Consider the following 12,787-nt stretch of genomic DNA (forward strand, 5'->3'; position numbering starts at 1 on the left):
AGGCTGGCCTGCCCTTGGCCAGCCCTCAGCCGGCTCGGTTCATCCGGCAGCGGGCCGGTCGAGCCCCAGCACCCTGGCCTCCTCCCGCCGTCGCCGGTGCAGGTCCCAGAGTGCCGCGCCGCCCAGCACCACGAAGCCGAGCAGTTCCACCCATGCCCGGTAATCGATGAACAGGGCGTAGAGAACGGCCGCACTGCCCGCTGCGGCCAACAGTACCGGGCCGCTGGCGCGGTGGTACCGGTAGCCGCCGGCCAGCGCCACCAGGGTGACCAGCACGAAGCCGGCGATGGTGCCGGCCCAGGCGCCCTCATGCAGCGCCAGGCCGATGCCCAGCAGTGGCAGCAGGCCGACCAGCGCCATGGTGCCATAGCAACTCAGCAGGGCGAGTCCCAGTGCCGACAGGCCCAGCAGGCCGCGCCGGCGAAGTCGCAGCAGCCAGCGCCGCGGATCGAGTCGTCTCGACCATTGGCGAGGCAGGGAGGGCGCCCGCTCGCCGCGGTGCATGCCGAGTTCGATGGAGTGGGCGCCGAAGCTCTCCGCAACCTCCCGGGTCTGGGCGCTGGGGCTTAGAGCGAAATAGTCATGGCTGCCCACCGTCGCCACCTCCTCGAACCCGGCGTCTTCGAACAGCGCGATCAGGTCCTCCCTTATCGTGGCGCCCACCACGCATTCGACCCAGAGCCGCGGATCGTCGTGACAGTCCACCGAGACCGGACGATGAATGACCACGTCGGCAAGCTGCAGGCGACCGTTTGAACGCAGGACGCGAAACATCTCGGCGACGGCACGCCGCTTGTCCGGCACCAGGTTGAGGGCGCCGTTGCTGGTGATGGCGTCAATGCTGGCATCGGGCAGCGGCAGCTGTTCCGCCGAGGCCTGCACCACGTCGAGATTGCCGGCGTCGCAGCGTTCGGCGGACTGCTTGAGCTTGCGGGTCATGGCGGCGGTGAGGTCAAGGGCGATCACCCGACCGGCGGGGCCGACGATGCGACTGGCAATCAGCGAGTCGTTGCCGGCACCGGCGCCGATGTCGAGCACCGTGTCGCCGGGTCGGATGGCGTCGGCCCGAAAGGGGTAGCCGACCCCGGCAAAGGAGCCCAACAACGCTGGTGGCAGCTCGGCCGTGTACGCCGCCGGGTAGCCGAGCTGTTCGCTGGCCTTGCCGCCGACAGGAAAGTGAAAGGGCGAGGCGGGCGCGTCGGCCACGGCGGTATACATGTCCTGGACCGCCGAGACGATCTGCTGTCGTGAATAACCCAGTAGGGCCACCATGAGGGACCTCCTTCGGGCTCAGTGGGACCTGTCCGGCTCGTCTTCGTCGAACTTGTCCAGCAGGCTGCCGATGCGGTGATATAGCCGCGGCGGTGCCTTGACCGTGCCGGATGCCGCCACTCTGGCCCGTAGTCGTTTTTCGAATTCGGCCCGCGTGAAGCAGTCGCGACAGCGGGACAGGTGCCGCTCGATATCGGCCGTCTGCTGGTGGTCCAGCTCCCGGTCGAGATAGTCGAAGAGCCGCTCGATGACCTCCTCGCAGCTCAAGTCTCTCGGGCTCATGGCTTCTGCCCTCCCTTGTCGGTATGGCCTGCTGCCATGCCGACTTCCTTGGCCTGTTGCCAGAGCCGTTTCTGCAGCAGCGAGCGTGCCCGGTTCAGCCGTGAGCGGACGGTCCCCAGCGGGATACCGAGCAGGCCGGACACCTCTTCATACGTATAACCCTGCACCTCAACCAGCACAATCGCGACCCGGTACGGGTCGGGAAGCGCATCCAACGCCTCCTGCAGTTCCTCCTGCAGCAGGCTGTTGAAGAACTGATCCTCCAGGCTGCCCCACCACAGCAGGAAGGGCTGATGTAGCTGCTGGAACAGGGTGAAGCCATCGGCATCGAGGTCGTCCGGCGAAGCGGTGTCACTATCGGCTGCGGCCCGGGGGCGACTCTGCCGTCGGCGCCACTCGCTGATGAAGGTGTTTGTCAGGATATGGAACAGCCAGGCGTCGAAGCGCTCGGGGTCGCGCAGCTTGTCGAGCCGTGTCCAGGCCCTGACCACCGCTTCGGCGACGATATCCTCGGCATCGTCGGGGTTGCGGGTCAGGCGCAGCGCCGTTCCGTAGAGCCGATCCATCAAGGGCTCCAGGCGCTGTTCGAACCACTGCCGCCGATGGTTGGCGTCGCGGAATGTCATGACATCCCCCGGTTCGACCCGCCGAAGCGGAGCAAGCCATGCCGTCGAGCTGCGGGTGAGCTGGCTGGTGCGGGTCATTGGGCACCTCTTGAGCATGGAACGTCCCAGGGCAGCGGGCAAATCGCGTTTGTGGCAAGGACGCAGCACGGGCCGTAAAGGTTCCCGCTTCAGCTGTCTCTGCATCGGCTGTCATGCCCGGGAACAATGACGGGGGCCGGTGCGTCCTTGGGGCACACGGCGACTCGACGTCGTGTCGTATCAGCTAAAGAGGAGAGCGACCATGGCTATCAGCGCACAAGCAACACCCGCTGCGGTGAATCGAACCGAGTTGGAGGAGCGAGTCAAGGCGATGTACCACGAGGTGGCACAGACACCGGATCATGACTTTCATTTCGAGATGGGCCGTGGGTTGGCTGAGCGTCTGGGCTATGACCCGGCGGCGCTCGATCGGATTCCGGCCGCGGCCATCGACTCCTTTGCCGGTGTCGGCCACTTCTTCGATCTGGTGGCGCTGCTTCCCGGCGAGTCGGTGCTGGACCTGGGCAGCGGCTCCGGCATGGACAGCCTGATCGCTGCACTGGCGGTAGGCGCCGAAGGCCGTGTCGAGGGGCTCGACATGACCGAGGCCCAGCGGGAGAAGGCAACCCGTCTGGCCCGGGAAGCGGGCTTCACCAATGTCGACTTCCACGCCGGCTATATCGAATCGCCGTCCTTCCCCGATGACAGTATCGATGCGGTCATCAGCAATGGCGTGATCAACCTGTCGGCGGACAAGCCAAGGGTCTTCGCCGAGGCGGCGCGGGTGCTGAAGCCCGGCGGACGCCTGGCGCTGGCCGATATCGTCACCGAAAAGCCACTTCCCGAGAGCGTCTCCTGCAACGCGACCCTGTGGGCGGCCTGCATCGGCGGCGCCCTTCAGCAAGATGCCTATCGTGCGGCCATCGAGTCGGCCGGCCTTGCCATCGAGGCCTGGCGCGAGCACCCCGAGTACCGCTTTCTGACCGAGTCGGCCCAGGGGGCTAGCAGTACCTATGGGGTCAAGAGCATTTCGCTGCTGGCGATCAAGCGGTGAGCTGCGGCGACAGTGTCTGACCGACAATAGCCGTGATTTTCCGACAAGAAAGGATCCACCCGAGGAGTAGTGACATGAACAAGCACAACGTTATGATCAACAAGGCGGGCATCCTGGCCGCCGCGACCCTTTTCCTGGGCCTGGCAGCCGGCGCGCTGCAGGCGGAGACCTACCATGGCGATGGCCACGTGCTGGGCACGCCGGACGACCTGACGTGGGGGCCGGTGGGCTCCATGGGCGAGGGGGCCGAGATCGCCATCATCGAGGGCGATCTCGGGGAGGAGGCCCCGTTCACGTTCCGGCTTCGGCTTGCGGATGGCTACGAGATCAAGCCGCATGTGCACCCGGCCTACGAGCGGGTCACGGTGCTTTCGGGCACCCTGCACTTCGCCCATGGAGAGAGCTTCGACCGCGAGGCCGCCGAGGCGTTGCCCGTGGGAGGCTACGCCATCATGTCGCCGGGCGATGCCATGTTCGGCTACGCCGAGGGAGAGACGATCATCCAACTGCATGGCGAAGGCCCCTGGGGCATCGAGTACACCGATCCGGCGGATGACCCTCGCAACTGAACCATCGCAACAAACCCTGCAACTGACGAGAGCAAGCGCGTGACGCCTGCACTGGCAGGCGGCGCGCTTGTCATGGCGCTGCAGCACGCTAGCATGGTGGTGGACACTATCCGATGGTAAAGAGGACGCACCATGTGGCATCAACAGGAGCTGCGACTGGCCCCGCGTTCGCGGGGCTTTCATCTGATCACCGGGGAAGTGGTCGAGGGTGTGTCCGGGCTGGCCGAGGTATCGATTGGGCTGCTGCACCTGCAGCTGCTGCACACCTCGGCGTCACTGACCCTCAACGAGAACGCCGACCCGGACGTGCGCCACGACCTGGATGCCTTCCTGCGCGAGCGCATCCCCGGCGATCTTCCCTACTTCCGCCACACACTGGAGGGTCCGGACGACATGCCCGCCCACGTCTGCGCCAGCCTGCTCGGTACCCAGCTCACCCTGGCGGTGCGCGACGGTCGCTTGGCATTGGGGACCTGGCAGGGCATCTGGCTCGGCGAGCATCGCGACCACGGCGGGGCGCGTCGGCTGATCGCCACCCTGCAGGGGGAGTAAGGGCACGGCGCTCAGCGCTCGCGCTCCGACAGCCAGTGCCGCGCCAGACGCTGGGCGTGGTCCAGGTGGTTCACGGCGGAGAGTCGACCGGCCTCGCGATAGAGGCCGGCGCGGCGCAGCTTCATGACCATGCGCGCCGGCATGCCGATGAAGATCAGCCCCACGTTGCGGCTGCGCAACTCCTCGACCAACGATTGCAGGGCGACGATGGCGGTGGTATCGAGGCTCGGGACGTCGCGCATGTCGAGCATCACCACTCGCACCTCCGGGTCGACGATGCGCAGCGAGGAGATGGCCTTCTCGGCGGCGCCGAAGAATAACGGTCCGTTGACGTCATAGAGCGCCACCTGGCGTGGCAGGCTGCGGGCCAGCTCGCTATCGCCCGAGTCGAGTCGGCGGGCGTGGGTAATCTCGGCCATGCGGCGAATGAACAGCGCGGCGGCCAGGCCGATCCCCACCGCCACCGCCAGCACCATGTCGAACACCACCGTGAGCAGGAAGCAGATCACCAGTATCGCCACATCGCTGCCCGGCGCGCTTTTCAGGGTGTGAACGAAATGGCGTGCCTCGCTCATGTTCCAGGCGATGATGAACAGCAGTGCGGCGAGCGCCGCCATGGGGACGAGCCCCAGCACACCGGCGAGCGCCACCACCGCCAGCAGCACCACCACGGAATGGACCACGGCGGCCACCGGCGAGAAGGCGCCGCTGCGAATGTTGGTGGCGGTTCGCGCCAGGGCCGCCGTGGCGGTGATGCCGCCGAAGAAGGGCACCACGATGTTGCCGAGGCCCTGGCCCACCAGCTCGGCATTGGGGTCGTGGCGGGTGCGGGTCAGGCCGTCGGCCACCACGGCACAGAGCAGTGACTCGATGGCGGCCAGCATGGCGATGGCCAGTGCTGGGCCGAGCAGTTCGCGGATCAGGCTGAAGTTCACCACGAGTGGCGTACCGTCCGGGCCTGGCAGGCGCCAGGGGAGCACCAGATCCGGCACAAAGGGCGGAATGCCGCTGCCGGTCCGGCCCTGGAATTCCCAGCTGAAGCGCGAAGCGATGGTATCGATCTCGATGCCCAGCGGTATCACCGCCTGCGCGGCCAGGGTGCCCACGACCAGGCCGACCAGGGGGGCCGGCACCGGCACCTTGAGCCGTGGCCAGAGGATCAGGGTGGCCAGGGTGAGCAGCCCCACGCCGATTTCGGCCGGGGCCAGGGTCGGCAATGCGTGCAGGACGAGCGCCAGGTTGTGCAGCGTACTGTCGCCCAGCGGGACCTGGTCGAGTCCCAGGAAGTCGGGAAGCTGCAGCAGGGCGATCACCACGGCGATACCGGCGGTGAAGCCCAGCACCACCGGATAGGGCACGAACTGTATCAGGCTGCCCAGCCGTGCGAGTCCCAGTGCCACCAGGATCAGCCCCGCCATCAGGGTGGCGATCAGTAGCCCCCCGACGCCATGACTGGCGACGATGGGAAATAGGATCACCACGAAGGCCGCAGTGGGGCCGGAAATATTGAAGCGTGAGCCGCCGGTCAGCGCGATGATGGCACCGGCAACGATGGCGGTATAGAGTCCGTGCTGGGGCGGTACGCCGGTGGCGATGGCCAGTGCCATGGAGAGCGGAACCGCAACGATTCCGATGGTCAGCCCGGCCATCAGGTCACGACGCAGCTCGGCGAGCCCATAGCCCTCGCGCCAGGCGGCAAGCAGGGCGCTGCCGGGCATGGGCAGCTGGTAGCGAGGCTTGAGCGAGTGGCGGGACATGACGGTACCGAACGTTGAGCATGGTGTCGGTAACGTTACTCCTGCATATTGCGTTGCCACAAGCCGGCCAACGTCTATGACGCAAACAAAACGGCGACACCCGAAGGTGCCGCCGAAAGTAGGGCTGCAGAGTGGATCAGGCCTGGCTGGCCGCTGCGGGCGGTTCACCCACCGCACCCGGCATGGCCTGTACATAACCGCCCTGGCCGGCGAGTGCCAGGAAGTGCAGGTGGCGCTCGTATTCCGACAGCACATCGGCGATGACCTGGCCACGGGTAAAGCCGTTGAGATCCTTCTCCAGGCCGCCTTCTGCCAGGTAGACGTCAAGGCGCACGTAATAGTCGTCGTCCGCCGGCAGGAAGCTCGGCGTGCGCATGCGATGCGGACACACCTGATAGACGAAGCTGGCTGCCTCGCCCAGGTCCACCTGCAGCGTCAGGCACGGCAGGGCTTCGCCCTCGAGATGCTCCTCGGTCACGTTGGCGGTCTGGCCGCGGCTCTCCAGCTCCTGGGCGAACTGGGTCAGCGCCGGGCGAATGGCATGCTCGATGGTGGCGGCGGCACCGGCACGGTTGGAGGTGTCGAGCGCCCTGTCCAGGCGCTCGCGCCAGTCGCCGCCGGGCGCCGTCCCGGTCACCTGTCGACGTGCATCGGCCTTGCTGCCCTCGAGCTTGAGCGCCTTGTACATCCCCACCATGATCGCGAAGATCACCAGCGAGAAGGGCAGGGCGGTGATCACCACCGCACTTTGAAGCGCCGCAAGGCCACCCGCCATCAGCAGAGCCACCGTCACCAGGCCGATCATCATCGACCAGAAGATGCGCAGCTTGATCGGCGCGTCGTGGTTAACGTCGGAGAGGATCGAGGTGAAGTTGGCCAGTACCAGGGCCCCGGAGTCCGCCGAGGTAATGAAGAAGACAATGCCAAGCACGGTGACCACGGCGGCGGTCAGGCCGATATAGGGGTAGTACTCGAGCAGGGTGTACAGGGTGGTCTGCGGGGTGTTCAGGGCCTGTTCGCCTAGCTCGACGATTCCCTGGATGGCCACCAGTTCGATACCGCTGTTACCGAAGACCGACATCCACACCATCATGAAGGCCAGCGGAATGCCCAACGCCCCGGCGACGAACTGGCGAATGGTGCGACCGCGGGAAATTCGCGCCAGGAAGAGGCCGACGAAGGGCGTCCAGGCGATCCACCAGCCCCAGAAGAAGATCGTCCACCACATCTTCCACTCGTTGGCGGCGTCGCCGGCAAAGGCGTAGGTATCGAAGCTCTTGGCGATGAAGGTGGAGAAGTAGTCACCGGCGTTGTTCACCGCCATGTCGAGTAGCTGCAGGGTGTGGCCCTGGAACAGCACGAACAGCAGCAGCGCAAGCGCCAGCAGCATGTTGAACTCCGACAGCCGGCGGATGCCCTTCTCCACGCCGCTGACCACCGAGATGGTGGCGAGGACCACCACCAGTGCGATCAGGATGATCTGCACCGAGAGGCTTTCGGGCACGTCGAACATGTAGGCCAGCCCGTAGTTCAGCTGCATCACGCCGATGCCCAGGCTGGTGGCGATACCGAACACGGTGGATATCACCGCGGTGATATCCACGGCATTACCGATGGGGCCATGGATGCGCTTGCCGAGCAGTGGGTAGAGCGCGCTGCGAATGGCCAGCGGCAGGCGGTGACGATAGCTGAAATAGGCCAGTGCCATGCCCATCAGCACGTAGAGCCCCCAGCCGGACAGCCCCCAGTGCATGAAGGTCTGGACCACGGCGGCGCGCATCGCTTCCTGGCTCTCCGGCGTCATGTCTGGTGGTGCCAGGTAGTGGGCGACCGGCTCGGCGACGCTGAAGAACAGCAGGTCGATACCGATGCCGGCGGCGAACAGCATCGCCGACCAGGAGAGCAGCGAGAACTCCGGTCGCGAATGGTCGGGGCCGAGCCGGATGCTGCCGAAGCGTGACAGGCCAATGGCAATCACGAAGATCAGGTAGGCGAGCACCGCCAGCATGTAGTACCAGCCGAAGGTCTGGCTGACCCAGGCCAGGCCGGCATCGAAGAAGGCGCCGGCTTCCTCGGTAAAGGTCATGGTCAAGACGAGGAAGACCAGGATGCCGGCGACGGAGCCGTGGAAGACCACGGGATTCAGTCGGTCGCGTCGTTCGGGAAGCGGATTATCAAGCGCCATGCGGGGCCTACTCCTGTCGGTTGATAGTTTCCCGTCGGTTTCCGACACCCAGACGCGCTGTGGATTGTTCTCCACAATCGAAAGCACGCCTGGCGGGTGTCCGGGCTAGGCCAGTCGAATCAGCCCCAGAGACGACTCCTTCCGACTCGCTGTAGCGGGCTGCCCCGATGACTGAATGACGGGAAGCGTTTTTATTGAATGAACGTTCAAATAAAATACGCACATCTTGGCCAAGCTTCAACCCTGCGTTTACTGAGAGCCGGTAAACGTTAACGGAAGCGTGGAGTTCTGCTTGCAGAACGCTTTGGGGCAGCTATACCTGTTGTAACCGACTGCAAACAGGATGCCATGCACGCTGTGCCAGCCACGACAAGGATGCGTTCGGGACGACTGACCTGCCGGGTTGGCCGGTGGGAAATGCCAGTATCAGAACAATGATAATTCCGGAGTATGCAATGGCTCATGAAAAGCAACCGGCCGACCAGCCGGACGTTAAGCGCACTGCAACGGCTTCTATCTCGACAGCTTCAAGTACACCCGATTCCAGCACGCCATCCACCACAAGCACCGATCGACAATCCCGCCGCCGCTTTCTCACCGGCTCGGCTGCTGCGGTGGGAGCCGGTGCCGTTGCCGCGGTAGGCTTTCCCAGTATTGCCGTGGCCCAGACCACGACCCTGCGCTTCCAGAGTACCTGGCCCAATCAGGATATCTTCCACGAGTTTGCCGCCGACTATGTGCGCATCGTCAACGAGATGTCTGGTGGTCGTCTGCGCTTGAACCTGCTGCCTGCCGGGGCGGTGGTAGGGGCGCTGCAGATGCAGGATGCGGTGATCTCCGGCGCCCTGGACGGCGGCCATGGCGTCTCTGCCTACTGGTACGGCAAGCACAAGGCGTTCTCGCTGTTCGGCACGCCGCCGCCGTTTGGTTGGGACGCCCATCAGTTCCTGGCCTGGTTCTGGAACGGCGATGGCCTGGCGCTCTACAATGAGCTGCTGGAGAGCTTGGAGCTGCCGCTGGTCGGCTACCTGACGGGGCCAATGCCGACCCAGGCGCTGGGCTGGTTCAAGGAACCGATCAGTAGCGCAGAGGACCTGCAAGGTCTCAAGTACCGTACCGTGGGACTGGCGGCCGACCTGATGCGCGAATTCGGCGCGGCCGTCACCATCATGGGGGGCGGGGATATCGTTCCGGCCATGGACCGCGGCCTGCTCGACGGCGCCGAGTTCAACAATCCCTCCTCGGACCGACTGCTCGGTTTCCCTGATGTCAGCAAGACCTGGATGCTGCGCAGCTATCACCAGGACTGTGAGTCCTTCGAGATCATCCTCAACAAGGCGAAGCACGACAGCCTGCCCGAGGAGTTCCAGGCGATTCTGCAATACGCCGCCAAGGCTGCCTCGTCGGAAATGTACTGGAAGGCCATGGACCGCTACCCCAAGGACCTGCAGGCGATGCGCGAGCAGCAGGGCGTCCAGACCTATATCACCCCCGATTCGGTTCTTGAGGCCCAGCTTGCGGCCTGGGATACGGTTATCGAGAACGAGTCGAACAACAGCGAGTTCTTCAAGCGGGTGGTCGATAGTCAGCGCGAGTACTGCGAACGGGTCGTTGGTTGGCACCTGGAGGGTAATACCCCCAAGGAACCGGCCTATCGCCATTTCTATGGCAAGGCGCCTACCGACACTTCCACCATCCTGTAACGTATATCGGTCCTCGGCCCGTCCCCGGCGGGTCGGGGCCGATGCCTGTCAGCTTTCCGATGCCAGGACGGCGTCGGGAGTCGTGCCGCGGGGAGCCGTCGAGTATGCCGTGCCTCCCCTGGTGAGAGGTTTCCATGCGCTTTATCTTCTTCATCGATCACCTCAGCACCTGGGCGGGAAAACTGTTCGCCTGGGCGATCCTGATACTCACCTTCGTGGTGAGCTACGAAGTCTTCATGCGTTATGTCCTGGGGTCGCCAACGGCCTGGGCCTATGACACCAGCTACATGCTCTACGGCACGCTGTTCATGATGAGCGGGGCCTATGCGCTGGCACACAGTGCCCACGTGCGGGCTGATGTCGTGTCGCGCTACTTTCCGCCACGGGTGCAGGCGGGTCTGGACCTGGGCTTGTATGTGATCTTCTTCTATCCGGGCATCCTGGCGCTGGTGTGGTATGGGTGGGACTTCTTTGCGCTCTCCTACCGTCAGAACGAGCACAGCTCCTATACCCCCGGCGGGCCGCCCATCTACCCCTTCAAGTTCGTCATTCCTGCGGCGGCATTCCTGCTGATGGTGCAGGGCGTTGCCGAAGTCAGCCGGTGTGTACTGTGCCTGAAGCATGGCCAATGGCCGAGGCGGCTCGGTGACGTGGAGGAGATCGCGATCCCGGTCAACAAGCAGGAGGAGATTAAGTCAGCCCAGTCCGATTCCGGGGAGACGCGTCAATGACCGAACCACAGGTAGGAATCATGATGCTGGGCATGCTGGTCGTGCTGATCATGCTCGGCTTCCCGATTGCCTTTACCCTGATCGCCATGGGAGTGGCCTTCGGCTATTTCGCCATCGGCGACATCATTTTCTCGCTGTTGGTCCAGCGTGCCTATGGGGTAATGGCCAACGACGTCCTGATTGCGGTGCCACTCTTTCTGTTCATGGGCTACCTGGTGGAGCGAGCGAACATACTCGACCGGCTGTTCTCCAGCCTGCAACTGGCCGCCCGTGGCATGCCGGCTTCGCTGGCGGTGGCAAGTCTGATCACCTGTGCGCTGTTCGCGACCGCCACTGGCATCGTCGGTGCGGTGGTTACCCTGATGGGGCTTCTGGCCCTGCCGGCGATGCTCAATGCCGGCTACGACAAACGCATGTCCAGCGGCGTGATCTGTGCGGGGGGGTGTCTTGGCATCCTGATCCCACCGAGTATCATGCTGATCCTCTATGGTGCCATGGCGGGTGTCTCGGTGGTGCGGCTCTATGCGGCCGCTCTGCTGCCGGGGTTGCTGCTGGCGGGGCTCTACATCGCCTATGTGATGGGGCGGGCATTGATCAATCCCAAGGTGGCGCCGAAGCTCTCCCGAGAGGAGCTCGATGTGCCGCTGGGCCAGGTCTACTGGGGCCTTCTGACCTCGTTCGTACCGCTGTTCGTGCTGATCATGTCGGTACTGGGGGCGATCCTATTCGGCCTGGCCACACCGCACGAGGCTGCAGGGATCGGGGCGTTGGGCGCCATCCTGCTGGCGGCGGCCTATCGTCAGTTGACCTTTTCACGGCTCAGGGAGGCGGTCTTTCTCACCGCGCGAACCAGCGCCATGGTCTGCTGGCTGTTCGTCGGCTCGTGGATCTTCTCGTCGGTGTTTTCGCTGCTCGACGGCCACTCGCTGATCGAACACTGGATCAGTGGCATGTCGTTGACGCCATTGCAGTTCCTGATCCTGGCCCAGGTGATGATCTTCCTTCTTGGCTGGCCCCTGGAGTGGACCGAGATCATCATCATCTTCGTGCCGATCTTCCTGCCCCTGCTGGCCATGTTCGGGATCGACCCGCTGTTCTTCGGGGTGCTCGTGGCGCTCAATATCCAGACTTCCTTCCTGACGCCTCCCATGGCCATGTCGGCCTTCTATCTAAAGGGAATCGCGCCAAAGAGCGTGCAGCTGAACGATATCTTCCTGGGTATCGCCCCCTTCCTGCTGCTGGTGATCGTGGCGATGGTGATCCTCTACAACTTCCCGGGCATCGCCATGTGGCTGCCGGGCGTGCTCTACAACTAGCGGACGAGCGCCCATGAAAAGGCCCGACACGGAGGTCGGGCCAGTGGCAGCAATGCCTCGAGTCGTCAGTCGTCGCGCTTCTCGCCACGCGGCTTGCCATGACCCCTGTGGCCTCGCGGCTGCATCATCGCCTTCATCGCTTCGATCTGCTCTTCACTCAGCACCTCGCCGAGGGCTTCCTGATGCTCGTCGCGCAGCGCCTGCCAGGCTTCTCGGCGCTCCTCCCGGGAATCGAAGGATTGCTCGCGCAGATCCCGCATGTCGGTATAGAGGGATTGGCGAAGCTCGGTGAGTTCCTCGCGCTCCTCGTCGGAGAGCTCCCAGCTGTCGACCAGGGTGCTCAGGCGTTGCTGCATATTCTGATGACCATATCCGTGGCCTTCGCCACGCTGTTCCTGGCGCATCTCGCGCTTGGCCTCGCGTAGCGCCTCGCGCTCCTCCTCGTCGAGGATCTGATCCATGCGTTCGCGATGCTCCTGGTGCAGTTCGCGCAGAGCCTGGTGGTGCTCGTCGTGGGCCTCTTCCAGGGCAGAGCGGGTCTCCTCGTCGAGTCCGGCGCGCTCGAACAGTGCCTGGCGTCGCTCCTCGAAGCGTTCCTGGCGCTGTTCGCTCCAATCCTTGTCGCCCTGGCCGGCACTCGCCGCCAGCGACAGGGGTGCGATGGCGATGGCGAGCAGGGCAGGCATCAACAGCGTGCGGGATATTGAACGTTTCATGTTAAG

Annotated in this window: 12 protein-coding genes; 6 read left to right on the forward strand and 6 right to left on the reverse strand. The window is 64.5% G+C overall.

The features are described from left to right. Nucleotides 1-39 precede the first annotated feature (39 nt). The 3 genes from DU505_RS00865 to DU505_RS00875 are packed head-to-tail and all read right to left on the reverse strand — an operon-like array spanning nt 40 to nt 2,258. Nucleotides 40-1,272 (reverse strand): MerC family mercury resistance protein, encoded by a 1,233-nt coding sequence (locus DU505_RS00865; protein WP_114477103.1) that lies wholly within the window; start codon nt 1,270-1,272, stop codon nt 40-42. Nucleotides 1,273-1,290: 18 nt separating this feature from the next. After that, a complete protein-coding gene (locus DU505_RS00870; protein ID WP_114477104.1) occupies nt 1,291-1,554 on the reverse strand; it encodes an anti-sigma factor family protein in 264 nt (87 codons plus the stop codon). Beyond that, a complete protein-coding gene (locus DU505_RS00875) occupies nt 1,551-2,258 on the reverse strand; it encodes an RNA polymerase sigma factor (RefSeq protein WP_220250296.1) in 708 nt (235 codons plus the stop codon). The genes DU505_RS00870 and DU505_RS00875 overlap by 4 nt, the downstream gene beginning before the upstream one ends. A gap of 202 nt (nt 2,259-2,460) precedes the next feature. Between DU505_RS00875 and DU505_RS00880 the strand changes: the two genes are divergently transcribed. The 3 genes from DU505_RS00880 to DU505_RS00890 all read left to right on the forward strand — a co-directional run bounded on the left by DU505_RS00880 (nt 2,461) and on the right by DU505_RS00890 (nt 4,373). Then, a complete protein-coding gene (locus DU505_RS00880; protein WP_114477105.1) occupies nt 2,461-3,252 on the forward strand; it encodes a methyltransferase domain-containing protein in 792 nt (263 codons plus the stop codon). Between the two features lie 74 nt (nt 3,253-3,326). Further along, complete coding sequence (locus DU505_RS00885) at nt 3,327-3,821, forward strand: cupin domain-containing protein (protein ID WP_220250305.1); 495 nt, start codon at nt 3,327-3,329, stop codon at nt 3,819-3,821. A 132-nt stretch (nt 3,822-3,953) separates the two neighbouring features. Further along, complete coding sequence (locus DU505_RS00890; protein WP_114477106.1) at nt 3,954-4,373, forward strand: secondary thiamine-phosphate synthase enzyme YjbQ; 420 nt, start codon at nt 3,954-3,956, stop codon at nt 4,371-4,373. 11 nt (nt 4,374-4,384) lie between these two features. Here the strand turns inward: DU505_RS00890 and dauA are convergent, their stop codons facing one another. Beyond that, nucleotides 4,385-6,130, reverse strand: a complete 1,746-nt coding sequence (gene dauA, locus DU505_RS00895) for a C4-dicarboxylic acid transporter DauA (protein WP_245947726.1) — start codon at nt 6,128-6,130, stop codon at nt 4,385-4,387. A 136-nt stretch (nt 6,131-6,266) separates the two neighbouring features. Continuing rightward, a complete protein-coding gene (betT, locus tag DU505_RS00900; RefSeq protein WP_114477107.1) occupies nt 6,267-8,315 on the reverse strand; it encodes a choline BCCT transporter BetT in 2,049 nt (682 codons plus the stop codon). Between the two features lie 455 nt (nt 8,316-8,770). Here betT and DU505_RS00905 point away from each other — a divergent pair, with 455 nt between their 5' ends. From DU505_RS00905 to DU505_RS00915, 3 genes are all read left to right on the forward strand, one after another. Then, nucleotides 8,771-10,018 carry a TRAP transporter substrate-binding protein gene (locus DU505_RS00905; RefSeq protein WP_114477108.1) on the forward strand — a complete coding sequence of 416 codons (1,248 nt, stop codon included), beginning with the start codon at nt 8,771-8,773 and terminating at the stop codon, nt 10,016-10,018. 134 nt (nt 10,019-10,152) lie between these two features. After that, nucleotides 10,153-10,749: a TRAP transporter small permease subunit gene (locus DU505_RS00910; RefSeq protein WP_114477109.1), complete on the forward strand. Its 597-nt coding sequence runs from the start codon at nt 10,153-10,155 to the stop codon at nt 10,747-10,749. After that, complete coding sequence (locus DU505_RS00915; RefSeq protein ID WP_114477110.1) at nt 10,746-12,065, forward strand: TRAP transporter large permease; 1,320 nt, start codon at nt 10,746-10,748, stop codon at nt 12,063-12,065. Before DU505_RS00910 ends, DU505_RS00915 begins: the two co-directional genes overlap by 4 nt. Nucleotides 12,066-12,130: 65 nt before the next feature. Here DU505_RS00915 and DU505_RS22470 read toward each other — a convergent pair whose 3' ends face one another. Further along, nucleotides 12,131-12,781 carry a hypothetical protein gene (locus tag DU505_RS22470; RefSeq protein WP_181872693.1) on the reverse strand — a complete coding sequence of 217 codons (651 nt, stop codon included), beginning with the start codon at nt 12,779-12,781 and terminating at the stop codon, nt 12,131-12,133. Between the last annotated feature and the right edge of the window lie 6 nt (nt 12,782-12,787).

The organism is Billgrantia montanilacus (genome assembly GCF_003336675.1).
Lineage (GTDB): Bacteria > Pseudomonadota > Gammaproteobacteria > Pseudomonadales > Halomonadaceae > Halomonas > Halomonas montanilacus.